17 protein-coding genes and 9 pseudogenes are annotated in these 23551 nt (G+C 60.1%); 18 read left to right on the plus strand and 8 right to left on the minus strand.

What is annotated here, in order from left to right; all coding sequences use genetic code 11:
• Positions 1 to 211 precede the first annotated feature (211 nt).
• The 4 genes and pseudogenes from AC0L2M_RS33445 (at position 212) to AC0L2M_RS33460 (ending at position 4300) form a co-directional block, all read left to right on the plus strand.
• Entirely contained in the window at positions 212 to 976 is a 765-nt protein-coding gene (locus AC0L2M_RS33445; RefSeq protein WP_473537087.1) for an IS5 family transposase, read from the plus strand.
• A pseudogene (locus tag AC0L2M_RS33450) lies at positions 975 to 1898 on the plus strand (ATP-grasp domain-containing protein); the annotation flags it as partial. The gene AC0L2M_RS33445 and the pseudogene AC0L2M_RS33450, both read left to right, overlap by 2 nt.
• A gap of 55 nt (positions 1899 to 1953) precedes the next feature.
• Positions 1954 to 3270: an ATP-grasp domain-containing protein gene (locus tag AC0L2M_RS33455; protein ID WP_473537088.1), complete on the plus strand. Its 1317-nt coding sequence runs from the start codon at positions 1954 to 1956 to the stop codon at positions 3268 to 3270.
• A 229-nt stretch (positions 3271 to 3499) separates the two neighbouring features.
• Positions 3500 to 4300, plus strand: a complete 801-nt coding sequence (locus tag AC0L2M_RS33460; RefSeq protein ID WP_473537090.1) for an SDR family NAD(P)-dependent oxidoreductase — start codon at positions 3500 to 3502, stop codon at positions 4298 to 4300.
• 77 nt (positions 4301 to 4377) lie between these two features.
• On the opposite strand, the gene AC0L2M_RS33465 is transcribed toward AC0L2M_RS33460, so the two are convergent.
• Both AC0L2M_RS33465 and AC0L2M_RS33470 read right to left on the minus strand, forming a co-directional pair.
• Positions 4378 to 4581, minus strand: a complete 204-nt coding sequence (locus AC0L2M_RS33465; protein ID WP_473537091.1) for a hypothetical protein — start codon at positions 4579 to 4581, stop codon at positions 4378 to 4380.
• A 154-nt stretch (positions 4582 to 4735) separates the two neighbouring features.
• On the minus strand, positions 4736 to 6232 hold the full coding sequence (locus AC0L2M_RS33470) for a M81 family metallopeptidase (RefSeq protein WP_473537092.1): 1497 nt from the start codon (positions 6230 to 6232) through the stop codon (positions 4736 to 4738).
• A gap of 559 nt (positions 6233 to 6791) precedes the next feature.
• Between AC0L2M_RS33470 and AC0L2M_RS33475 the strand changes: the two genes are divergently transcribed.
• The 5 genes and pseudogenes from AC0L2M_RS33475 (at position 6792) to AC0L2M_RS33495 (ending at position 12366) form a co-directional block, all read left to right on the plus strand.
• Positions 6792 to 7481, plus strand: a complete 690-nt coding sequence (locus tag AC0L2M_RS33475; RefSeq protein WP_473537093.1) for a GntR family transcriptional regulator — start codon at positions 6792 to 6794, stop codon at positions 7479 to 7481.
• Positions 7482 to 7564: 83 nt separating this feature from the next.
• Complete coding sequence (locus tag AC0L2M_RS33480; RefSeq protein ID WP_473537094.1) at positions 7565 to 8926, plus strand: aspartate aminotransferase family protein; 1362 nt, start codon at positions 7565 to 7567, stop codon at positions 8924 to 8926.
• A 2-nt stretch (positions 8927 to 8928) separates the two neighbouring features.
• Entirely contained in the window at positions 8929 to 10650 is a 1722-nt protein-coding gene (locus AC0L2M_RS33485) for an acetolactate synthase catalytic subunit (RefSeq protein ID WP_473537095.1), read from the plus strand.
• A 310-nt stretch (positions 10651 to 10960) separates the two neighbouring features.
• Positions 10961 to 11343, plus strand: a pseudogene (locus tag AC0L2M_RS33490) (transposase); the annotation flags it as partial.
• Positions 11344 to 11439: 96 nt separating this feature from the next.
• Positions 11440 to 12366: pseudogene (locus tag AC0L2M_RS33495) on the plus strand (IS630 family transposase).
• A 184-nt stretch (positions 12367 to 12550) separates the two neighbouring features.
• Here AC0L2M_RS33495 and AC0L2M_RS33500 read toward each other — a convergent pair.
• From AC0L2M_RS33500 to AC0L2M_RS33525, 6 genes and pseudogenes are all read right to left on the minus strand, one after another.
• Positions 12551 to 13111 carry a GNAT family N-acetyltransferase gene (locus AC0L2M_RS33500; RefSeq protein ID WP_473537096.1) on the minus strand — a complete coding sequence of 187 codons (561 nt, stop codon included), beginning with the start codon at positions 13109 to 13111 and terminating at the stop codon, positions 12551 to 12553.
• A gap of 425 nt (positions 13112 to 13536) precedes the next feature.
• Positions 13537 to 14793: an aminotransferase class I/II-fold pyridoxal phosphate-dependent enzyme gene (locus AC0L2M_RS33505; protein ID WP_473537097.1), complete on the minus strand. Its 1257-nt coding sequence runs from the start codon at positions 14791 to 14793 to the stop codon at positions 13537 to 13539.
• A 305-nt stretch (positions 14794 to 15098) separates the two neighbouring features.
• Positions 15099 to 15221, minus strand: a pseudogene (locus AC0L2M_RS33510) (IS110 family transposase); the annotation flags it as partial.
• A gap of 87 nt (positions 15222 to 15308) precedes the next feature.
• Positions 15309 to 15479, minus strand: a pseudogene (locus AC0L2M_RS33515) (integrase core domain-containing protein); the annotation flags it as partial.
• A gap of 324 nt (positions 15480 to 15803) precedes the next feature.
• Positions 15804 to 16457 (minus strand): 2OG-Fe(II)-dependent halogenase WelO5 family protein, encoded by a 654-nt coding sequence (locus tag AC0L2M_RS33520; protein WP_473537105.1) that lies wholly within the window; start codon positions 16455 to 16457, stop codon positions 15804 to 15806.
• A 174-nt stretch (positions 16458 to 16631) separates the two neighbouring features.
• Positions 16632 to 17324 (minus strand): annotated as a pseudogene (locus AC0L2M_RS33525) (aminotransferase class III-fold pyridoxal phosphate-dependent enzyme); the annotation flags it as partial.
• 493 nt (positions 17325 to 17817) lie between these two features.
• Between AC0L2M_RS33525 and AC0L2M_RS33530 the strand changes: the two are divergent.
• The 9 genes and pseudogenes from AC0L2M_RS33530 (at position 17818) to AC0L2M_RS33570 (ending at position 22983) form a co-directional block, all read left to right on the plus strand.
• Positions 17818 to 18135, plus strand: coding sequence for a hypothetical protein (locus AC0L2M_RS33530; RefSeq protein WP_473537098.1), 318 nt, complete (start codon positions 17818 to 17820; stop codon positions 18133 to 18135).
• 65 nt (positions 18136 to 18200) lie between these two features.
• Positions 18201 to 18521: an iron-sulfur cluster assembly accessory protein gene (locus AC0L2M_RS33535; protein WP_473537099.1), complete on the plus strand. Its 321-nt coding sequence runs from the start codon at positions 18201 to 18203 to the stop codon at positions 18519 to 18521.
• 27 nt (positions 18522 to 18548) lie between these two features.
• Positions 18549 to 18749 (plus strand): iron-sulfur cluster assembly scaffold protein, encoded by a 201-nt coding sequence (locus AC0L2M_RS33540; protein ID WP_473537100.1) that lies wholly within the window; start codon positions 18549 to 18551, stop codon positions 18747 to 18749.
• 482 nt (positions 18750 to 19231) lie between these two features.
• A pseudogene (gene queE, locus AC0L2M_RS33545) lies at positions 19232 to 19856 on the plus strand (7-carboxy-7-deazaguanine synthase); the annotation flags it as partial.
• Between the two features lie 12 nt (positions 19857 to 19868).
• A pseudogene (queD, locus tag AC0L2M_RS33550) lies at positions 19869 to 20221 on the plus strand (6-carboxytetrahydropterin synthase QueD).
• 4 nt (positions 20222 to 20225) lie between these two features.
• Positions 20226 to 20429: a 7-cyano-7-deazaguanine synthase gene (locus AC0L2M_RS33555; protein ID WP_473537102.1), complete on the plus strand. Its 204-nt coding sequence runs from the start codon at positions 20226 to 20228 to the stop codon at positions 20427 to 20429.
• A 97-nt stretch (positions 20430 to 20526) separates the two neighbouring features.
• Positions 20527 to 20931 carry a 7-cyano-7-deazaguanine synthase gene (locus tag AC0L2M_RS33560; RefSeq protein WP_473537103.1) on the plus strand — a complete coding sequence of 135 codons (405 nt, stop codon included), beginning with the start codon at positions 20527 to 20529 and terminating at the stop codon, positions 20929 to 20931.
• A gap of 294 nt (positions 20932 to 21225) precedes the next feature.
• Complete coding sequence (locus AC0L2M_RS33565; RefSeq protein ID WP_473537104.1) at positions 21226 to 21546, plus strand: hypothetical protein; 321 nt, start codon at positions 21226 to 21228, stop codon at positions 21544 to 21546.
• A 407-nt stretch (positions 21547 to 21953) separates the two neighbouring features.
• Positions 21954 to 22983, plus strand: a pseudogene (locus AC0L2M_RS33570) (LacI family DNA-binding transcriptional regulator).
• The last annotated feature ends 568 nt before the right edge of the window (positions 22984 to 23551 follow it).

Consider the following 23551-nt stretch of genomic DNA (forward strand, 5'->3'; position numbering starts at 1 on the left):
GTTCGTAGCGCCTACTGAGGGAGACATCCGCATTGCTGGGAAGTCGGTCGCGGCGGTGCCGTCTTACCGGCGCGACCCAAACGACCTATAAGCCGCCTCGCCCTGACCCAGGACAACCTGTTGAGGCTCCACACTTAGCCGTGAACTCATAAAACTCGTTGGCAATTGATAGCGCGACTGATTCAAGGGTCCTTGACGAGGAGGGCCTTTGATGACGCGACGCCGTTACGAACTGACCGACCGGGAATGGTCGATCATTGCTCCGCTACTGCCCAACAAGCCTCGCGGCGTGCCGCGTGTTGATGACCGTCGCGTTTTGAGCGGCATCCTGTGGCGGTTCCGGACGGGCTCACCGTGGGCGGAGATACCGGAACGATACGGACCGCCGACCACCTGCTACAACCGCTTCGTGCGATGGCGAAAGGCAGGTGTCTGGGACCGGCTTCTCGAAGCAGTGTCCGAGGCTTACGACAGCGACATCGTCATGCTCGACTCTTCCTGTGTCCGCGTCCACCAGCACGCGGCCAGGGGGATCGAGCGGTATGGAACGTTCCCGCGGCGGCCTAACCAGCAAGATCCACGCGCTCGTCGACGCCGAATGCCGTCCCGTCACTCTGCGTCTGACCGGCGGGCAGGTTGCCGACTGCAAAGAGGGCGAAGCCCTGCTCGACGCTCTCGGCGAGGGCGACATTCCTGCTCGCCGACAAGGGCTACGACAGCGACGCGATCCGTGCCAGGGCGGCGGAGCGCAAGACCTGGGCAAACATCCCGCCAAAGGCAAACCGCAAGGGCACCTTCTCCTTCTCCGCCTGGGTTTATCGTCAGCGAAACCTATAGAGCGCCTCTTCAACCGCATCAAACACTTCCGGGTCATCGCAACGCGCTACGACAAGGACCCGGCGAACTACCTCGCCGCCGTCAAGCTCGTCGCAACCCGCATCTGGTGCCAAGCGTAATGAGTCTACAGCCTCGATGAGTCAGCCTACGCGACAGTTGGCGAGCTCTGCCGGCATTTCGATCTACCAGGACCGAACCCCGCATCGATTGAAGGATATTGCGACAAATTCACTCACCGTCAACTCCTCGCGGAAGCCGGCATTTCAGTACCTGCTTATCGCTTGGCAGCGAACTCGACGGAGGTAGCAAGCTCTGCCGCTGAAATCGGCGTGCCGGTGGTTCTCAAGCCAGCCGAGGCAGCGGCAGTAGCGGTGTCCGGTTGTGCCGCAACGTCGATGAGTTAGCCGAACACACGGCCTATCTATTGGGCGGGAAGCCACATATGGCGGTCTTCGCCGAGGATACTGGTCGAAGAATTCGCACAAGGCCCCGATTATGGCGCATGTATGATGGGAAATGAGGTCATTGGGATTGACGCCGCTTACTTCGACCGCCGACCGCATTTCGTCTTCCTTGAGGCCATATTCCCCGCCCCGCTGACTGATGACGAGCATAGGCGTATCGCCGATCTTTCGCTGAGCTGTTTGCGAGCTCTCGGTCTTGGATGGGGGCCAACGTGTGTTCAATTCCGATGGACGAACTGTGGCCCAGTCGTCATCGAAGTCAATCCGCGCGTTGGTGGCGGTCCTCAACCAATTCAGCTGGCTTACGGTGTCGATCTCGTCACGGAGCACATCAAGCTTGTCATCGGCGACAAATGCGATTTGCGCAGAAGGCATTCGCATACTGCGGCCGTGCGGTCCCTAGTTCCTGATCGCGGTGGCATCCTCGATCGGATCGATGTGGACAGCCCTCCGAAGCTCATCGGGACGCTCACTGCCATACCGCCGACAATTAAACGGCGCAACAGATCCTGCAAGTACATTTCACAGAATCTTTGCAACCGCCAATCACCAACGATGGTACGTTCATCTCAAAGTCTGAGGTCAGGCACCGATTAAAGAAATCCCTGTAACGCTCAGACGCCGAACAGCACGCAACGGAGAGTCAACGCCAATGAAAAGAAGAGCGCTCATCATGGTTGAAGGCCATGCGCGTACTGGTCTGCTATTCATCCAAGCGGCCCAGCGTCTTGGTCTTCACCCAATTACCCTGTCGACTGATCCAGCTCGGTACGACTATCTTGCGGCGGAAAGCATTGAGACAATCCGTGTCGACACAGACAATCTCGATGCGCTGATCCACGAATGTTCCCGCCTGCGTGCGACCTATGACATTGCTGGCATTACGGGCGCCGAGGAGGAGGTCTATGCGACAGTCGGCAAGCTCTGCCGGCATTTCGATCTACCGGGACCAAATCCAAAATCGATTGAACGATGTTGCGACAAATACGTTCAGCGTCAGCTCCTTGCGGACGCTGGCGTTCCAATACCTGCTTATCGCTTGGCAGCGACTGCGACGGAGGTAGAAAGCTGTGCCGCTGAGATCGGCCTGCCGGTGATTCTTAAGCCAGCCGTAGGCACTGGCAGCAGCGGTGTCAGATTGTGCCGTAATGTTGCCGAGGTAGCCGAACATACGACTTTTCTGTTGGGCGGGAAGCATGTATGGCGATCTTCGCCGAGGATTCTGGTTGAAGAATTCGCACAAGGCCCATTCTATGGCGCTGACATAATGGGACCTGAGGTCATCGCGATTGCCGCTGCTGACTTCGGCCCCCTACCGCATTTCGTCTTTCGTGAGTGCATCCATCCGGCAGCGCTGACTGAGGACGAGCATAAGCGTGTCGCCGATATTTCACTGAGCTGCTTGCGAGCTCTCGGCCTTGAATGGGGGCCAAAAATTATTCAGTTCCGGTGGACGAAACTTGGCCCAGTTGTCATTGAAGTCAATCCACGTCTTCCGGGTGGGACCGATCCTCAACTGGTTCAACTGGCATACGGTGTCGATCTCATAACCGAACACATCAAGGTTGTCATCGGCGGCGAATGGGATTTGCGCAAAAGGCATTCGCACGCCGCGGCCGTGCGGTACCTAATTCCTGATCGCGATGGCACCCTCGATTGGATTGATGGCGGCGGTCGGGCGGCTGCTATATCAGGTATTTCCGAGGTGAAGTTTTATTTTGACCCCAAGACGCCGATCGTGAGAAAAGGCGATCACCGAGACCGCATTGGACATGTCATTGCCGCTTCGCCCAACAGGGCCCAGACCGAGGCGATACTGCAGCGTGCCGTCGACTTAATTGGTTGGTCGATCTCATCGTTTCAGACCCTTGGCGAACAAGGACAATCAGCGGGCCCTCACCTCCCCGCACCAGCGGAGGTGGCGCGAACGACGCCGGCAGGAAAGCCGGCCGATCGCGGAGGCACTTGAGGAATGGATGCGGCCGAGCGGGCCAAATCGTCTCGACGCTCTCCGGTTGCTGAGCCGATCCTACATGCTGAAGCGCTGGGGAGGTTCACGATGTTCCTGGCGATGGCCGGATCTGCCTGGCCGAGGCCAGCGATCCGCCCGAGCTCGGAACGAGCGGCGCGCGTAATCGGGCTCGCCACTTGGCAGATCTGCGGCGCGGCACGCCGTGCCTTTTAGAACGGAGGTCACAGTGACGACAGGATCCTCGAAAATTGCGCTCGTGACCGGCGGAAGCACGGGCATCGGCGCGGCCACCTGCCGGCTTCTCGGCGAACAGGGGTGGGCTCTCGGCGTCAACTATCGACACGATCGGATACCGGCAGACAGTGTCGTAGCGGATATCGAGCGGGCCGGAGGCAAGGCCGCTATTATACGGGGGGATGTCGCGAACGAGGCCGAGGTTGAGCGAATGTTTGGTACCCTGGACCGTGAGTTCGGGACGTTAACCGCTCTCGTGAATTGTGCCGGTATCGTCGGCAGGCGGGGGCGTTTCATCGATTTAGACCCTGCCGGTGTTCGTCAAGTGATTGAAGTCAATCTCCTCGGGACGATGTACTGCTCGCTCGAGGCGATCCGACGCATGTCGACGCGGCGCGGCGGCCAGGGCGGTGCCATTGTCAACATCTCCTCCGGGCTGTCGAAGACCGGCGGTGCCCTATCGTCCGATCCGGTCTTCTTGCCCGATCCGGAGGGAAAAACCTCGGGGGGACGGGTGCCTTATTCGACTTCAAAGGGCGCCATCAACTCCTTCACGGTGGCACTCGCCCAGGAGGTCGCGCGCGAAGGCATAAGAGTCAATACGGTAAGCCCAGGGGCGACACGAACCGAGCTTCCCGATCCCATTCAGATTGCCGAGGCCGAGGTCACGATCCCGATCGGCCGGGCCGCCGACCCACGGGAGATCGCCGAGGCGATCGCTTGGCTTCTGTCCGATAACGCGAGCTATGTTGCCGGCGCCTATTTGCGCGTTGGAGGTGGGCGAATTGGATAGGACAGGGCGCCGCAGAGCAGGCTGTTGAAGAACGCGCCGAGGGGACACGGCATCGCTGCGTCAACGGGGTGGCAGCGCTAAATAGAATCCGAGCGGCTCGCGGCCTTGACCGCAGCCATCGTCTCGGCCTCGCCGAAGCGCGGCACTTTGGCCAGAACTTCGCCCGTCGCGGGGTTGTCGACCGAGTCGACACTTTCCCCGATCCAGGCGCCGTCCACATAGCACTGGGCCTTCAGGAGCGAGGAATCGGAGAGATTTATGGTCCTCTCAATGATGCTCATAGTAAATTTTTCTCCTATTGATCGAGGCCGGTAGAACGGAGGAAGTCATGGCACGTATCATTGTCCTGACTGCACATCACACGGGTGCAAGCTCCTTCCCAACGAAATTCCGGGGGAGAGTGAAAAGGTGGCTCGTCGAAGAATTAACGTCCTGCTAGGTCCGGACTCCCCCAAACAGGCGTGCCGCGAACTTCGGCTCAGGAACCTCGTCCTCGGGGAAGATCGGCCTGCGCTTCTGGTACGGCAGCAGGCCGATCTGGAAATTCGAAATGCCGGGCGTGTCGACGACGATGCACGGGCCGACCGAGGCGAAAGAAATCTTGAAATGATAGCCGGATTTAGTGACTACAATGTCATAGACGGCCGGATCGACGCCTTGACTGCGGAAGGCGGCCGGATCTTGCGTGAAGCCCGGCAGGCTCGTCACGAGGACCGTCACTCTATCCCGACGCAGCACGGCTGTCGCGCCGAGCGCGCCGGGCTCATTCGCGAGAAAAGGACCGTCGTGAACAAAATATCCATCGCCCAGATGCTCGACTCGCCATTCCCCGTCGACGGGAGAGATACCATTCGACAGCTTGCCACCGATCGGTCCGCGATAGACAGAACCGACACCGAGCCTGCCCGCCGCAGCGACCACTTCTGGATCTGTTAGCGGGATGAGAGCCCGGATAGTGTGCCAGCGCGAGAGCAATTCACTGATAATGAAGGTTCCATCTCCCGCCGTACCTGCGAGCACGCGATCGCCCTGGTCGCCCACGATGACCGGGGCCCGCAGACGTTCCGCCGCCACGTCCGTGAGCACTTTCTCGAGAGGCACGAAATCCGGCTTGAAGGCGAACCGTCTCAGCCAAAGCTCGTGTGCCAATCGGGCGGCGATCTCCGCGGCCACATCCGCCGCTCCATCAGTCGTCACCGTGATGCACTGGCCGCCGTCGGCAACGTCGACGAGCGTCGTCGTATTGTAGATCGAGATGTCCAGGACGGCCGGCTCCTGCGCCGAAATCTGGCGTCGCAACCGGTGTACCTCACAGAGCGGCCCGCGCGCGGTTTCCATCTGGACGCCAACGATCATAGGTAGGCGCACGGCGGCCGTAACCGGTACAATCCTGCCTTCGAGCATCGCGAGCATGAGTTCCACGGCCCGTTCGCCCGCGAGAGGGTAGTCTGTGTGCGGGTTCTCCTTGCAGGCAACGATGGTGTTGGCGTTCGCCAGCATGGCGTCGGTGACGTGGGCGTGCAGGTCGAGGCTGACGGCGATGACGACCCGCGGCCCGACGGCTTTCCGGATCGCGGCGATGAGATCGCCCTCAGGATCGTCCAGCGTTTCGGTCACCATGGCCCCGTGAAGGTCGAGATAGACACCGTCTAGCTCCGCCTCTCGAACTGCTGCGACAATGTCGTCACGCAGGCGCTCATAGACGGAATCGACTATCGGCCCGCCCGGCGGAGCCACTGCCGAGAGGCCGGGTAGGATGCTCGCTCCAGCTCGCTCGAGCCGTCTACAGGCACCGCCAAGCGACGCGTTTGAGACCTGTCCCTTGGCCGTGAGGGCAGCTCCGCGAACAACGCAGAAGCTGGAAAGGGTGGTTTGGACCGAGCTGAAGCTATTGCCCTCGTGGAACAGGCTCGACACGAATACCCGGACCATTCTTCTCCCCTTGATGCACCAATTGGCCAATTTATAAGCTTTTCGATCTGCATGTCCACAAATGTTACATCAAATTCCAAAAAATACCGCGCGTAGAGAGTGGTCGCCACAACAGGCCATGATAAGCAAGGGGCGACGATTCGAACCCAATGGTCCATTCGAGGGCGAGTAGTCGGTGCGATTCTGCCGTTTGTTCCTCCTCGCTCCGGCCATAATAGCACAGGGCAAAGGCAAGCTCGTCATGACGGCGCCGGCGTCCAGTACGAGCAGATCCTGGGCACGCCCCCTCATTTGCGGCCACTAGCCGGCCGGGCATTCTTGTCTCTGCCGGACCGATCGGCTTACGGGACTGCCGGTCCTATTGCTTTCCTTTGCGTCCACTCTCACCACTCAGTTTGTTGGGCCGGCGGTCTGCCAGGCCACTGATCTGGCGTCGAGCTTCCACTCGCAGTCCATCACATATTGACATTTGATGTAACATTTCGGATTGACTCGGAGCCCTTGTCAATAGGGCTTGCGAGGTTCATGGTCCATGCTCTCGATTAGCACTTGGTCTTTCATGCATCAGAACATCGTCCAAGCACCACTCGCGCCCCTCGACCGCCAGAGCAGCCTCGGCGAGCTCGCCTATGAGAGTCTGAAGGAGACCATCATCGGCGGGCAGTGCGAACCGGGCACCAAGCTCACGGTGCGCTCAGTCGCGCAAGCGCTCCACGTCTCGACGACGCCGGCGCGCGATGCCATAAACCGGCTGATCGGCGAAGGTGCGCTCGTCAATCTCGGGCCGAAGACGGTCGTGGTGCCCGTGCTAACAATGGCCGTGCTTGACGAGGTCACCAAGATCCGCCTGGCCCTCGAAAGCCTCGCCGCTCAAGAGGCGACGCTACACGTGAGCGAGGACGACATTGCATTTCTCGAGGACACGCAGCAGAAGCTCAACACGGCTCTCGACGAACGGCGTTACATGGAGGTGCTGCGGCTCAATAAGGACTTCCACTTCCGCATCTACAACCGCTCGCAGATGCCGCGTCTCGTCGCCATGATCGAATCGCAGTGGCTCAGGATCGGCCCGTCTTTCAACGGTCTCTATCCCGAATTCGCCATCAAGCGACAAGGCGTGGCGAATCATCAGTGGGCCCTTCGCGGCCTGAAGGATCGTGATCCCGCGACGGTTCGCGCGGCTATCGAAAATGACCTACGCGACGGATACCGTCGGCTGAGCAATCTCGTGCACTCTCGCGGCGACTGAGCCGGCAAAACATTCCTCATTTTTGTTGCATCAAATTACATTTTCTTCTATCGTGCCGGCCTCCCTAGCAAGAGGATAGCCGTGTGTTCGAACAAGCAGCATTGTCCCCCCATCCGCCCGTCGGGCCGCGTTCGGCCGAGGCCTTCGGCCGGGCGCGTAGTGTTTTCCCGGACGGCACGGCGCGGGTCACGATCGAGCGTGATCCCATTCCCCGTTACATGCATCACGGCGAAGGTGCATTTCTCGTCGACGTCGACGGGCGCCGCTTCCTCGACCTTAACGGCAACTTCACGACCCTCATCCACGGCCACGCTTTCCCGCCCGTGATCGAGGCTGTGACGCAACAGCTCAGGAGCGGAAGCTGCTTCGCAAACCCAACCGAGATCGAAATTGCACTCGCCGAGCTTCTCTGCGCCCGCATTCCACACCTGGACCGCATCCGCTTCGTCAATTCCGGTACCGAGGCGGTCATGTTCGCGATCAAGGCGGCGCGGGCGTTCACCGGGCGTCCCGCGATTGCCAAGATCGAGGGGGCCTATCACGGCGCCTATGACTGGGTAGAAGTCAGCCAGGCCGCGACGCCTCAGACGTGGGGCGATCCCGCACATCCGGCGGCCACTCTCTATTACCGTGGCATGCCGCAAGCCGTGCTCGACGACGTCGTGATCTTGCGCTTCAACGACGCTGAGTGTGCGCGCCGGCTGATCGCGGAACATGCAGGGCGCCTGGCAGCCGTCCTCGTTGACCCCATGCCGAGCCGCGGTGGCCTCGTTTCGCCCTCGCCGGATTTCGTATCCACCATCCAAGAGACGGCCCGTCGTCACGATATACTTGTTGTTAGCGACGAGGTCCTCAATCTCCGACAGGGCTACGAAGGCGCCTCTGCGCGCTACGGACTCGCGCCCGATCTCTTCGCACTCGGCAAGATCATCGGGGGCGGGCTCCCTATCGGCGCGATCGGCGGCCGCAGCGAGGTGATGGCAGTCTTCGATGCCGGATCAGGCCGTCCTGTTCTGCCGCAGGGCGGCACCTTCTCGGCCAATCCGGTCTCGATGGCGGCCGGGCTCGCCGCGATGGAAGCCCTCGACCACGCCGCTTTCGACCACCTCGAGCGGCTGGGCGATAGGCTGCGGGACGGGCTCAAACGCATTATCGCGCGGCACGGCGCTCCCCTGAGCGTCACAGGCGCCGCCTCCCTCTTCCGTATTCACCCGCGGCGCAGGCCGCCCCACGAGTTCCGCGAAGCCTTCCTCGGCCCGCGAGAGGACGGCGTGATGAAGGAGCTCAGCCGCTTCTTCTCCGCGAACGGCATTCTCCTGCCCAACGCGGCCGCCGCCTGTCTCTCGACCCCCATGGGCGACGACGACATCGCGCTCGTCGCAAACGTGTTCGATCATTTTCTCGACGAGCGCGCGGCGCTCCTCGATACGCTAAAGGGTGTGTGATCATGGAAACTGTCGCAGAGGCGATTGCGCGCGCGTTGAAGCGCCACGGCATCGAGGTGATCTTTGGACAAAGTCTGCCGTCCGCCGTCATCCTCGCCTGCGAGGCGATCGGAATCCGCCAGCTCGCCTACCGGCAGGAGAACATGGGCGGCGCCATGGCGGACGGGTTTGCCCGCGTCTCCGGCAGAATTGCCGTGGTCGCGGCCCAAAACGGGCCTGCCGCCACGCTACTTGTGCCGCCGCTTGCCGAGGCCCTCAAGGCGAGTGTGCCCATCGTTGCTCTCGTGCAGGAGGTCGAGCGGCCGCAGGTCGACCGCAACGCTTTCCAGGAGCTCGACCATTTCGCCCTCTTCTCGTCTTGCGCCAAATGGGTGCGCCGCATCCTTACCGCCGACCGGGCAGATGATTATATTGACCAGGCCTTCATCGCGGCCGGCAGCGGCCGGCCGGGGCCTGCGGTTCTCCTGCTTCCAGCCGACCTCCTGCGTGAGCCGGCCGTCGCGCCAAGACATATCCGACGCGCGAGCTTCGGCCATTGGCCGATCGACCGCGCACGGCCGGCGGACGACGTTCTGTGCGAGGCGGCCGCGCTCATCACCGGAGCCCGTGCGCCCGTCGTGGTCGCCGGCGGCGGCGCAACCTCGCCCATGGCCTCGGTGGCGCTAGCCCGCCTGCAGGAGAAGGCACATCTGGCTGTCTTCACGACCAACATGGGCAAGGGTGCAGTCGACGAACTCCATCCCCTCTCGTGCGGTGTGCTCGGCTCGCTCACAGGTCCGCGCTCGCTCGGCCGGCGAACGAAGGCAATTCTCGACGAGGCTGATGTCGTGCTCCTAGTCGGCACGCGCACCAACCAAAACGGAACGGACAGTTGGCGCCAGATTACGGCGGGCGCGCGCGTCATCCATATCGACGTCGACCCGACCGAGATCTGCCGCAACTACGAGGCGCTGCGCCTCGTGGGCGATGCGGCGGCGACGCTCGACGCGCTGTGCGAAGCCATCGAGCGCCTCGACCAGTCGCACCGCCGCACCGCGCGAGCGCACGCCGAAATGCGCGTCGCGGCCGCCTGGGCCGCCTTTGAGGAGGACCGCGCGCCGCTCGCGCGTAGCAACAGGAGTCCCATCCGGCCCGAACGCGTGATGCGGGAGCTCCAGGTGCGCCTCGCTGCCGAGACGATCGTCGTGGCGGACGCGAGCTATTCGTCCATGTGGATCGTCGGTCAGTTGCGCTCGCAGCGCGTCGGCCAGCGCTTTCTCACGCCGCGTGGCCTCGCCGGCCTCGGCTGGGGCTTACCCCTTGCGATCGGGGCGAAGATCGCGCGGCCGGAGGCGCCGGTTGTGGCGGTCACGGGCGATGGCGGCTTCGCTCACAGCTGGGCGGAACTAGAGACGATGGTGCGCAGCCGCGTGCCCGTCGTCCTGATCGTCCTCAACAACGGCGTGCTCGGCTTCCAGAAGGATGCCGAGACCGTTAAGTTCGGGGCCTATACGACCGCCTGCCATTTCGCTCCGGTCGACCACGCGGCGATCGCGCGGGCGTGCGGCTGCGGTGCGACAGTAGTCAAGGCGCCGGGCGACATCGGGCCTGCTCTCGACGAGGCGCTCGCCTCAGGGCGACCTTGGCTTGTCGAGGTCATGGCCGATCCGGACGCTTACCCAGCGCTCTCTCTCTTTGACACGCTTGACCGCGACGCCGCTTACGACATGGGGTCCGTTGTGTGACGGAAGACAGCGAACGTGTGGGTATTGCGGTCGTCACCGGGGGAGCGACCTGAATCGGCATTGCGACCGTCGCGCAGCTTATCGGTGCGGGCTGGCGCGTCGCCTTCTTCAGCCAGACGAGAGAACGGGTAGAGCCTGCCGCGGTCAAGCTCCGCCTCCGTTTCCCCGTTTGTAAGATCCATGCCGACACGGTCGATCTACGCGACCAAGATGGCCTCGGCCGCAATGCGGGCTACTCGCCGAAAGGTCCCGACGGTCGGACCCACAGCGGGTAACGCACCCCATGGCCGACATTCTGCGCGCCCGCATCTTTGCGACCGCAAGCGGCTACGAGGATGCCAACGATCTCGCCCTTCGATAAGCGCAGGCCGCTGCGCACCGACCCGGCCTTCAAGCTCGCCTGCGGGGCGCTGCCCGACAGCGGGATTTGATCTGTGCTCGCAGCCGACCTGCTCGCGCATGGAGAACCTGCCAGACCTGCGCACCGGCATCCGGGGTGCTGGTCGATTTGTGGCTCGAGCAGTGCCGCGCCGCCCAAAAGCGCAACGCTCGACCGACGAGCGCTGCTTCCTGCCGATCCACATCTATGGCGCAGAGACCGGACGTCTGGTCGCCGTGATCCTGCGTCCTGGCAAGCCCCCGACGGGCAAGGAGATCCCCGGCCATCAGCGCCGCCTCGTCCGGCGCATCCGCGCCCGCTAGAGCGGGATGAATTGAGTCTGAATCGAAAGGGGATTCCCGAAGGCGAGCAAATCTGATTCAACCCGCTGGCTGGGTCAGGAGGCCAGCATGGATGGGCAAGCTTACTCGATGGATCTTCGCACGCGGGTGGTAGCGTCGGTTGAGCAGGAGGCAGAGCGCTACGGGGTTGGAATCAGCACGGTCATCCGATGGGTGCGCCGCTTGCGCGAGACGAACAAGCTCACCCGGCAAAATGGGTGGGCACAGACCCGAAGAAGATGCCGGAGAGCATCGGGAGTGGCTGTTGGTGCGCTGCCGGGCGGCGGAGTTCACACTGCGCGTTCTTGTGGCCGAGCTTGGCGAGCGCGCCCTGAAGGTCGATTACCGCTCGGTGTGGGAGTTCGTCCATGCCGAGAAGCTCAGTCACAAAAAAGACGCTGATCGCGGCTGAGCAGGATCGCCCCGATGTGGCGCGCAGGCGAGCACAGTGGGCAAAGTATCAGGACCGCATCGATCCTTCCCGCCTGGTCTTCATCGATGAGACCTGGACCAAGACCAATATGGCGCCGCTCAGAGGATGGGCGCCTCGTGGCCAAAGGCTCAGGGCCAAGGTGCCGCACGGCCATTGGAAGACCATGACCTTCTTGGCGGCGCTGCGCCACGACCGCGTCGATGCACCATGGCTGATCGACGGACCGATCAACGGCGAGCGCTTCCAGCTCTATGTCGACAAGGTTCTCGTCCCCACCCTCAAGCCCGGTGACATCGTCATCATGGACAATCTCGATTCGCACAAGGGCAAGGCCGTGCGCCGTGCCATCCGCTCGGCCGGCGCCAGGCTGTTCTTGCTGCCCAAATACTCCCCCGACCTCAAGCCTATTGAGAAATTCTTCGCCAAGCTCAAGCACTGGCTGCGCAAGGCTGCCAGGCGAACAGTCGATACCGTCTGTGACGCTATCGGCCAAATCCTCGGCACTGTCACGTCAACCGAATGCAGAAATGTACTTCATCGAGGCCGGCTATGCGCCAACCTAAATTCATCCCGCTTTAGCCGGCCACCCGCATCCTGGTCCGCGGCGACGGCCACTATGGCCGGGCGCAGGTCATGGCCTGGTGCGAGAACAATGCGCTCGACTACCTGTTCGCATTGCCCGACAACAAGGTTCTCCAGCGTTCTCTCCATGAATGAGGGCCGTTCAAAGTAGCCGACGAGCGACGTTCAGTCCGTATCTGCTCTGGTTCCGCCGCTTTGGCGGGCGATGCCGTACTGGGTTGCGTGCACCTCATAGAAGCCCTTCACGTGGTCGCCATATTCTCTGTCTTCCAGGTGCGTGAATCCGATCTTTCCCAGGGCGCGAATAGAGCGTTTGTTCTCTGGCCGAACTACCGCAACGACTCGCTCCAGATTGAGCTCGTTGAACGAAAAGCGCAGGATCACTCGGCCGACTTCCGGGCCGATCCCACGGCCGGCAACATGCCCGAACAGGCAAAGGCCGAATTCGACGTGCGTCGTATCCTCGAAATGCCGTAGTCCCGCGCGGCCCGCGAACTCGCCCGGTACCGTCGAATTCTTCAGGAAAACGCCGAAAAAGCCAAAGCCGTTCTGCCGCCAATCCCGCACATACTGCTTCATCTTTTCTTGTGTGTTTTCCCACGACGGAGGCTCGCCGGAGAACAGCGATTGCACGACAAGATGATCGGTGTGAAGCCGATGAATGTCTTCGAAGTCCGAAATGGCTAAGGGACGAATGAAAAGACGCGATGTTTCAAGAACAAGCATGATCGTTCTCAAAAAAGTCATAGCTAGTTGATCATCACCACTACGATCTATGACAACGCTGCGACGCCCGCAGCCGATTTGCTCCATGAGCGCGGCATCGGGGTGGCCATACGCTCGGATCAGGGCGATGAATTGTTCTGGAATTCAGATAGGAGTTCTCGTCGACGTCTGTTACATACGCTCTCTTCCCGGAAGTCAGAAAGAAATGCGCCTCATGGACACTGCTGCGCGGGTCGCCACTAGCGTGACTTTTTTGCGCTCGTGAGCAAGGCGGGAGATGCTAAGTTGATCATGGTTGATCATGATCCGAAACTCCGAAAATCGCTGGAGCCCCGATGAGGCTCCTTCGGGGGGAACACTCCACCCGTAGGTCGTCCCGGCGGGAGCCGACCCGGGCGTAGCGTCAGCATCGGCGACATTCTGGGTTAGGCTGGGGTAAACACGGGTTGGTAGCTCTGAATCTTGCTGCAGAGCCGCTCCAGATCCGACAGGTTGTGACTTGCGGTCAGACAGATGCGTATGCCCGCGTGGCCGCGCGCGACCGTCGGAAAGAACGTGACGGATGTATAGAAGCCGTCATCTAGCAGGCGCTCTGCGAGATCGATCGCTGCGAATTCGTCGCCCACCTTTATCATACGAATTGGCAGAGAGGCGCCTCGCTGATCTGTCTCGATGAGCTCGTCGAAAAAGGCGATGCGCTCGACCAATTGACCTTGGCGAACCTTGAGCTCGCTCGTCCGGTGAATTTCCGCCGAGACTAGAGCGGCACCGACAGCTGCGACGTTGGGCGAAGCCGAGAAGGCATGTGGAATGGAGTAGCAACGAAATAGCTCTTCCTGATGCGCCGTTCCAAGCATGAGCATGCCACCCGACGCGCCGAAGCCCTTGGCGAGGGACGCCGCGACGATCGTGCGCTCACCGAGCTCACGGGTCAATCGCGAGCGCGCAAAGCCTTCACCATTTTCGCCAAAGAGGGAAATTCCGTGCGCGTCGTCGATGTAAAGAAAAAGACCATACTTTTCCTGCAACTGGAGAAGCCCTTCGATCGGCGCGAAGCCGCCCATCGAATAGACGCCATCGCACACATAAGCGACGACTGGATGCTTGCGGCAAATCTGCTCCAAAGCATCCAGGTCATTGTGAGGAATCGTCTTAACTTGGGTCTCCTCGGCCACGACTGGCTTATGAAAGGCGAGGGAGGCATGGGCCCGATGGTCGAACACCATGACAGGTCTTTGACCTCCCGTTAGATATCCGGAGGCGATGATTGGCAATGCACCCATATTGGCAATCATGACTGTTGAATAGGCAATAACGCGCGCCCCAAAAAGTTGGGAAAGCATATCCTCAAGATTACCAATGAGCCCGAAATTCAGCCGCGTGCGAGCACATGACCAGTGGAGTGATCCGTATTCCTGTATTGCGGCAACTGCGCCGGCAACGATAGCCGGATGATTGTCCAGGCCGAGGTAGCAACAACGTACATAGTCGGCAACGGTATCGCCTCGTCGCTCGCCTCTCGTCAGCCTGATCGTCCTCCCTTCCATCGACCGTCCGTAAACGGCCATGAGACCACGTTGGTGAGCCCGTTCGAAATGCATTCGCGTCCGATCAATGACCGAAGCGGTGTTGCGGAAACGACTGGCGCTCACAGCGCTTGCTACGGATTCTACTGCAGACATCAGGACGTCCTTTCACAAGTACGACTTTGATGAGACTTAGTTCCAGGTCTCATTGCATTATCAACGCGATACTATAATATATTCCAAGTAATACCATAATACATAGCAATTGTATGTGAAATTTTATTAATAATCCTCGATTGAAATTTAATATCATTGCTGCATCGCCATAATTTCTCTTAAAAAAATGACGCCGGCTAGCCCCGCGTGGACGTGTCTAAAGATGTTCGCGGAAACAAAATGGATCAGAGTACAGCGGAGTTCGCAACGGTGGCCAGCGTTGCAGGTCTCATGACGCAACCGCGAAATCCAACAACCTCATCGCGCCGAAGCTTTCGACGAACGGCGACTGCTCCGGCAGCATTGATGCCATGAACCTGAAAAACCTCTATGGCGATATCCGAACCGATTGTGGCAATCTCTTCGATGGACGGCTCTCCCCATGGAGTGCGCCCCCGGACACTGATCAGGCCGCTGTTTTGCCAGTCTGCCGGACGTGCCGAATCCTCGAACTGCTGCGGGCTGAGATATCCCAGCGCCGAAAGGAGCCTGCGTTTGTGGTAGACCTCCTCGATGAAGTGGGGAAGGTGTCCGGCGACGTCCGCGGAGGTCTCGAAAGCAATGGGGTAGACGGCTTCGACCTTCAGCGTCTTCATGAAGCTCTCGGCCTTGGCGTTGTCGTACCGATTCCCCCCTGCGCCCCATCGAGCCGATCAAACCGTCGGGACCAAGTCAGCTGCAACAGCGCATACGGATCATCTTGCCGTCGGCGGTGATGATCGAACATGCCAGCCCGTTCCGACCCACGGCGACCCGCAGACGGCTTCGCGCTTGGGCGTGCTCGCGCAAAACCGCGATGATCTGCTATTCCGTAAACCGCTTTCTCTTCGTCAGCCCGAGGCCGGTCTCTAACCCAGCTGGAGGAAATTACCCATGGCAGATCACCCGTTGCGAGAATGTCGAGGCCTTAACTGCCGGCGGAAGCCGGTCAATCGCTACAACGTCGAACTTCAGGTCCACCAGAGAACAAGATCCGGCCGCGCAAACCCGAAAAAGCTGTTCAGCAGCACGCGACGCTTTCCGTTACCTGATTGACCGGTGACCCCATGAACGAAACCGCCATCAAGTAGGGCGATATCCCCAGTCTTGAGCTGGATTTCGCGACTAGGCACGGCCTCGAGATAAGCTGCGGAGTAGGGATATCCCGTGGTCTCCACACCCTGCGACTTTCGATTCGCGACTGTTGGCTTATGGCTCCGGAGCCTCAAGTTTCCACCTTCCTCAGGCATGCTGGGATAAAAATTGAGTGCTGCGACGGTGTTGTTGGCCACCGCGGAAATCTCGTAGTCGTTCCCAGCACATGCGACTTGAGCGACATCGTCGTGGGGCTCCAAGGAAAACGTGCCACTGCCAGACCAACTTAGAGCGCGACAAATATTGGCCTGACCCTGAGCCGAACGGGCCAGCCGCAATTCAATGCCCTGGTCGTGAAGCTCGCGCTTCAACGCGCCGAATAATCCGTGAACCGGATCAACCAAATTGCTAAAAAGGGCGTTTACGTACGGTCGAGCAGTTTCCGCCTGTGCGAAGTACGTGGCTGCATCCTTCCTGTAATGGGATGCGCCGACATATTGTCCGGGGACGCCATCTTTACGCTCCTTGATGGACGGCCAACAAAGTTCGTAGTGATCTCCTCGGCTACTTCGGTGCTGAAAGCTCGCTTGATGTGCAGAGCCGTGATCTCACCTTTCAGGACCGAGATGATCTCCGCTGTGCTGATTGATCCGGTTCGTTCTTTGATCGTAAGCGGCGAGATGGCCGGCGTTTGAGGTACTTGGTTAGTCGCCATTGTTTTTCTCCTGTAGTGCCTGATCGAGGATGGCAATGCCGTGATCGAGTTCATCATCTGAGATGGTTATCGGCGGAAGGACTTTGATGACGTCGCGATTTGGCCCCGAGGGATCGATCAGCAGGCCGTTTTCGAACGCGACATCGTGCACACGGCTGACAACTGCCGGTGAACGGCACTTGAGGCCGGCCATCAGACCACGGCCGCGCTTTTGTTCGATGCACTTGGGGAAGTTCGCAACGAGCCGGTCGAGGTGCGTTTGCAGCTTAATGGCTGTCCGCTCGATACCAGCAGTAAACTTCGTGTCCGACCACATTTTGCACATGGCCCCTGCCGTCACGAAGGCGAAATTGTTTCCTCTGAATGTGCCGCTGTGTTCTCCGGGATTCCATATGTCCAAGTCGGGCCGAATAAGTACAATCGACAATGGACTGCCTGAACCGCTCAGGGATTTGGAAAGGGTAACGATGTCGGGTTCGATTTTCGCGAACTCGAACGAGAAGAAATTGCCAGTTCGGCCCGCACCCGCCTGGATGTCGTCGACGATGAACACAACGCCGTGCTTACGGCAAATGCGCTGAATTTCTGAGAGCCATGGTGCGGATGCGGTGTTCATGCCGCCTTCCGCCTGGATGGGCTCCAGGATGATCGCGGCCGGCTTTTCTATGCCGCTGCCTGGGTCGCCTCTTGCATTCGCAAAGAGTCTGTAAACTTGTTTGACGAATCTGTTGTAACGCTTTGGATAGCGATAGCGTGGCAGTCAGTACCCGCCTTTGCGGCAACGCTATCGGCGGCGTTGTTGGCGAGGGCGACTGACATAACCGCACCGGTTCTTCCAGCATGACTGCAACCACGATGCTTTGGTATTTCTCTACGTCGGCCGTGACGGGATCCTTGCCGACGAGTAGCTGTGACAGATAGCGATTTCTCTCCTTCGATGTGACAGCGAGACCAATCCTCGCTCGAGTTTCGTTTTGGAACGCGGACGAGCCAGACCGCGAACTGGCGACAGAACTGGAAGTGAGCGCCTCTAATCGCGGCCGTGGCCGCCGGCGGTGATGACGCCGTTCGCTGGGCGGCGCGTTGGTCCACCCCTGGCTTCGAGGCGTCTACAATTCCTCAGTCGGCCCTCCCGAGGTGACGGCCGCACTGCAGGCCACGGGCCGAGCACGCGGGTGGTGTTCGGCATCCACGAGCTGACGCAGAATCGACCGCGCCTGCTTCGAGAAGGCCCGATCGATGCGGATGTCGACCAAGCGGTGTTCGTCACCTCACTGTGTGGTGACAATGGCGCGGCTTTGGGAGCGCAGCACGACAAGAGTTCCTGCCCTTACACTGGTCAACATTCATATGATCGAAACGCTGGCTCGGGCGACGACACTGGCGATTTGTCCGATGCCGCTTTTTGTACGCAAGGTTTCACTCTGTCCGACATCCGACAATTGATGGATGTGAGAGAGGGCGCCAAATCCGCTAACCCGCTTATTTTATAGAATTTTCCTCTCTGGCATGTTCTGTGCGGCGTGGCTTGCGAATGCATCAGCAAGAAAATAGTCCCATGATCACACTCACTGCAAACGCCCTCGCCGCTGTTAAGGCCGCGCTTTCCCGCGCCGACGAACCGGCGGAAGGCTTTCGCATCATGGTCGAGGCAGGCGGCTGCGCCGGCCGCAAATATCTGATGGGTCTGGAAAGCGTCTCGCGCGAGCGGGATACCGTCATGGAGACGGACGGGATCAAGGTGTTTGTCGACGCAAGCTCCCAGCCCCATCTCGCCGGCATGACCGTTGACTTCGTCACGGACCTGGAGTCCTCGGGCTTTGTCTTCGACAATCCCAACGCGCGGGACAAATGCGCCTGCGGCAAGTCCTTCGGCTAGCCGCCATCACGACAAGGATCGGCGCCCATGCGGGACGACACCGACAAAGTCTACCTCTTCAGCGACAAGGTCAGTTTCATCAACCCGAACAATGTCGGCGCATCGGAAACCCCCAATGCGGCCGGCAAGGTCGGCGCCGTCGCCTGCGGCGATGGGCTTAAATTAACGATGGGTTTCGACCGTAAGACGCCGCATCGGTTCCAGACCTTCGGCCGCAGCTCGGCATAACCGCTTCCTCGGCGTTTACCGAATTCATTGTCGGCAAGACCATCGATGAAGCCCTTCAGATCAACGATCAAGATAAGCGGATTTTCTCGGCACCCTGTCGCCGCACACGACATACTCATCGGTCGACCGCCTCTTCCTGGAGCGCGGCTTGCGGCTGATGAGCGAGTTTTTCCGTGCTGTGAGGCAGGCTTTCGAGAAGACACCAGGATTCTCACGCCTCGTCCTCGTCAAGGCATCATCGCCATGAGCGACGTGATAGAGGCGTTTCTCGCGGTGATAGGCTTCGAGGAGCGAGAGGCCCTTCCCCGTGGCCTCCACCCGCTGAAACCTAATTCTGCGTGGAGTTCGGGCGATTGGGTTTTCGGCATCGTGCCTCGACGGTGGAATGAGCTGCAGAACGTGCAGTGGGACATTTCCCACCTTTTGCCGCGCCTCGTAGCCTGCAGAGATGCTCCCTTGCTCAGTCGAAGGCCGCGTAAGCAATGCCATATGCGATCAAGGAAATTTTCTACACCATTCAAGGCGAAGGACGAAATGCCGGGCGGGCTGCCGTATTTTGTCGTTTCGCCGGCTGTAACCTTTGGTCGGGACGTGTAGGCGACCGGGCAAGAGCATTCTGCCGATTCTGCGACACCGATTTCGTTGGGGTAGATGGCCCCGGTGGCGGATATTTTTGCCACCGCGCGGGAGCTTGCGTTGGCGGTCGAACAACCCTGGCGCGGGTCGGGAACCGGGCAGCGTCTTGTCGTGCTCACCGGAGGGGAACCTCTCCTCCAGATCGCTGAAGAACTCCTGGAAGCGCTGCATTTCTTGGCGTTTCAAATTGCCGTGGAGACAAACGGTACCATCCCCACACCCGCCGGCATAAACTGGCTGTGCGTCAGTCCGAAATGCAATGCGCGGCTCGTGGTCATGGCAGGGGACGAGCTAAAGCTTGTATATCCTCAGATTGGCGCGCAGCCCGAACATTTCGAAGTTCTCGCGTTTGAGCACCTTTTGCTTCAGCCGATGGATGGCCCCGAGCGCGAGGCGAATACGGCCGCCGCAGTGGCCTATTGTCTTGCCAATCCACGTTGGCGGTTGAGCCTTCAAACCCACAAGTTCCTTTCTCGGGATCCCATGAAAATTACGCAAGCTTTCACCTTCGAGGCAGCGCACTGTCTTCCGCGGGTGCCAGATACCCACCGCTGTCACCGCATGCATGGCCACTCATATCGTGTGGAACTGCGTCTGGAAGGGCCCGTCAATCCACATACGGGCTTTGTCGTCGATTTCTTCGATGTCGAGGCTGTGTTCGGACCGCTTCTGCAACGTCTCGACCATCAGTATCTGAATCAGATTGAGGGTCTCGAAAATCCGACAGCGGAAAACATTGCGGTCTGGATCTGGAACCAAACCAAGCCGCTTCTTGGCCAAATGTGCTCGGTAACAATCTATGAGACACCGTGTGCTGGGCTGAATACGAGGGTTGACCCGATGCAACGAGATCCCGGAACCGCACTCGTCCTTTTCTTTGGCGGCCAGGATTCGACAACCTGCCTGGGTTGGGCGCTCGAGAACTTCGAGCGCGTCAAGACAATCGGCTTCGACTATGGGCAGCGGCATCGGATCGAGCTCGATGTGCGGCGCTACCTGCTCGAGCGCATCGAACAGACTTTCCGGCCGGGCGTGGGCGACTAGGCGAGGACCACATGATTGACCTGGCCGTGCTCGGCCAAATCAGTGATACCGCGCTCACGAGATCGCACGGAACGCGAACGGTCTACCAAATACCTTCGTGCCTGGCCGCAACCTTCTGTTCCTTGGCTTTGCGGCCGCGATAGCTTACCGGATGGGCGCGAAACACCTCGTGATCGGCGTGTCCGAGACGGATTGTTCCGGCTACCCGGATTGTCGAGATGACGCAGTTAAAGCGATGCAACTTGCCTTGAACCTTGGGAATGGAGACGCGTTTCATCATTCACACACCCCTCATGCGGCGCGACAAGGCGCAGACCTGGGCGCTGGCGGATTGGCTGGGCGGCGAGGCGCTGGTGAAGCTCATCTGCGAGGAAGCCACACCTGCTATAGCGGAGACCGCGAGCATAGACATAGCTGGGGTTTCGGTTGCGGGACCTGCATCGAGTGTAATCTTCGCGCAGCAATTCCGATCCTGCAAAGACGCTCCCGTGGCCGCCCATGAAATGAGCGCCCAGATCTGGGCCGACGGTGGCAATCTGTTCCATAGATCGTTTCCTTCTCTTTGTGATGTTCAGCACGACCAGGGTAGGCCTTCGATGCCGTTTCGAAGGGCTGTTCCATACCATCGACCTTGATGATATTCGCCGTTCGCGTGGTGCTGTTTGGGCAGCACCATGGCGAGCAGGCTGCGGTTGTTATCCCGGCCGGAATTGATCGTGGAGCAAAAGGAGAGGTTGTGGTTCGACGAGAGGCGGTTGATGCCCGAGCCTGCCCCCTTTTATGTGGAGGATCGTCCATGCACGTCCATAACCAGCATGGCCGCACCATCGGCATCATTGCAGCGACGAATGACGACCTCATCGGCAATCAATACCGGCGCCTGCGTACGCCGGCACGGGCGCAGGCGCCTGCGGCGACGCGATGTTGGCGGATATCCCTCCCCTGGCCCCGCCTCGGCCCAATCAAAGGATTCCTGATAAGCGCCTTCGATCTGGCAATGCTCGTGCGTCCAGTGAATGCGCGTGCCGCCCTGATGGCGATCGTCACAGCCTCAGGTCAGTATCTATTTTTGACGAATTGGATCTGCTCGACCGCCGGAAGACAATCGAGCAGGTAATTCAGCAAGGTCGATCTCATGTGCGGTCGAATTGAAAAGGCGGCTGCCGTCATGAAGGATACGCGCGACCCCATCAAGCTCCGGGGCCAAGCCATCCCTATGAATCAGAATGGCAAAAGTGTTGTCGAGGTCCAGAAAGCACTGTAGTTGACGTCAGCCAGATTGGCCCTTTCGCGTTGCAGCGCACCGCGCGGCTTGGGATCGCACCGCCGCAGCGCGCGTGGTGCCATCGGGAAAAACCGCCGCGGGCGAACAATCTTGCCGATTGGGCGTCAGGCGCGCGGAGAATTTCGTGCAACACGTCAGGCCTCTCCTCGAAGGATCCGGAGACCTACGCCTCTTTCGCCGCTGACATGGCATTTGCACTTGGAAGACGTCATTCACGAATTGCATATGGGAGGCTGCTAATGAACAGGCCAACGATCGCCGATCTGGCGAAAGCCGCGGGCGTAAGTGTTTCCACGGTCAATAGGCTCTTGCACGGAACTGGCACACTGCGACCGCAGACGGCCGACCTCATCTGAGGCCCAGCGCAGCAAATCGGCTTCCACAGTTCAGGGCCGCTGCACGAACGCAGGCGGGACAATCTCCCGCATCGGCACTTGAGCTTTCTCATGCAGCAATCGCACCGGCCGCTCTGTCAGATCTGGGCCGAGGCGCTTCTAGGTGCCTCCGCGCGGCGCGCAGATGCTGTTATTAAGCCAGACGTATTCTTTCGAGGAGGACCCTTCCCCCGAAGCGGTCGCTGCCAATCTGCTCAAGATAGGCGAAAGCGCCGATGCAATCGCGGTGATCTCGGCCGATCACCCGCTCGTTGGCCAGGCGATTGATGAGTTGCGAGTCAAAGGCGTTCCGGTGATCGCCTACGTCACCGACCTGTCCGCCGCCAGCCGGGCCGGCTTTGTGGGAACCGACAACTGGAAGGCCGGCTGCACCGCCGCATGGTTTATCAGCGGTCAGCCCGGCAAGGTGTTTCCTCTCATCGGCAGCAACCGTCATCAGTTCCAAGACATCTCGGATGCGAGCTTTCGCTCCTACATGCGCGCGCACGCGCCCGACTTCCACGTCAGCGAAACGCTCCTGACCCATGAGGCGCCGAAGAACGCCTATGCAGTCGTTCGCAGGCTGATAGCGGAGGAACCGGAGCTCAGGGGCATCTTCGTCAATGGCGGCGGCATTTCCGGCGTCCCGCGTGCCATGCGCGAGCTCGCTGCGGAGCACCAGTGCAAATCCGGGTCGTCTGCCGCGACATCAGGCCCGAGACACGCAAGGGATTGAGCGAAGGCTTGATTACTGCTTCCTTGTGCGATCCCGTCGACAGGATGCCTGAGACTCATGGATGTGATGCTGCGCATGATCGAACGCACAGACACACGGTTAATCGAACAGGGGATTGTTACGTTCGAGATCCTCACGCCAGAGAGCATTTGGACTTAAGAATCGGAAGAGCCATCGTCGTCCGGATAAGGTCACCCGTACCGCTGCGAAGCGACGACCGCTTCCTGGAGGAAAACTGGGGGGCAAAGGGCAGTTCGGCACTCATGATCCTCGTATCCACCGAAATAGGCCAGGAGGAGGAGAGGGATCCGAGGAAGACGATCTTGTCGAGAGCTCGACCCCACGCTTCCGCCAATGATTAGGCTGCTTCTGCGGCCGTCCGTGCCGATTTGCGCGGCTTGTGGCGCGCCACATCGTCCACCTTATAATGAGTCGATCGAGGCAGCGCACCAGGAGATCTATTATGCGGCTCCAGGACACATTGAGCAATTACTGGCAAGCATACCAGCGCCACGACCCCACATCGTGGCGGCAGTTAACAGCCCACTGCGGTTTCCCAACGGCCTTCGCACAAACTTGGCGCAGCGCTGCCAAGGCAGGGCGGCGCAACGCGAGCTGTCGCGCGTCATCCATTGCGGAAGGCGAAACCGTACCCGTTGATCGCAGGCGCGCCGCCGAGATGCGCGTAGAGGATCTTAGACCCCTCTGGAAAGAAGCCTCTCTTCAC

The sequence above is a fragment of the Mesorhizobium sp. WSM4806 genome, from assembly GCF_055811635.1.

Coding starts and splice junctions, on each gene's coding strand:
- AC0L2M_RS33455 (WP_473537088.1), top strand. CDS start 1,954: ATGAAAAGAAGAGCGCTCATCATGGTTGAAGGCCATGCGCGTACTGGT.
- AC0L2M_RS33535 (WP_473537099.1), top strand. CDS start 18,201: ATGATCACACTCACTGCAAACGCCCTCGCCGCTGTTAAGGCCGCGCTT.
- AC0L2M_RS33505 (WP_473537097.1), bottom strand. CDS start 14,793: ATGTCTGCAGTAGAATCCGTAGCAAGCGCTGTGAGCGCCAGTCGTTTC.
- AC0L2M_RS33470 (WP_473537092.1), bottom strand. CDS start 6,232: ATGGTCCGGGTATTCGTGTCGAGCCTGTTCCACGAGGGCAATAGCTTC.
- AC0L2M_RS33565 (WP_473537104.1), top strand. CDS start 21,226: ATGCACGTCCATAACCAGCATGGCCGCACCATCGGCATCATTGCAGCG.
- AC0L2M_RS33465 (WP_473537091.1), bottom strand. CDS start 4,581: ATGAGCATCATTGAGAGGACCATAAATCTCTCCGATTCCTCGCTCCTG.
- AC0L2M_RS33540 (WP_473537100.1), top strand. CDS start 18,549: ATGCGGGACGACACCGACAAAGTCTACCTCTTCAGCGACAAGGTCAGT.
- AC0L2M_RS33485 (WP_473537095.1), top strand. CDS start 8,929: ATGGAAACTGTCGCAGAGGCGATTGCGCGCGCGTTGAAGCGCCACGGC.
- AC0L2M_RS33445 (WP_473537087.1), top strand. CDS start 212: ATGACGCGACGCCGTTACGAACTGACCGACCGGGAATGGTCGATCATT.
- AC0L2M_RS33555 (WP_473537102.1), top strand. CDS start 20,226: ATGCAACGAGATCCCGGAACCGCACTCGTCCTTTTCTTTGGCGGCCAG.
- AC0L2M_RS33475 (WP_473537093.1), top strand. CDS start 6,792: ATGCATCAGAACATCGTCCAAGCACCACTCGCGCCCCTCGACCGCCAG.
- AC0L2M_RS33500 (WP_473537096.1), bottom strand. CDS start 13,111: ATGCTTGTTCTTGAAACATCGCGTCTTTTCATTCGTCCCTTAGCCATT.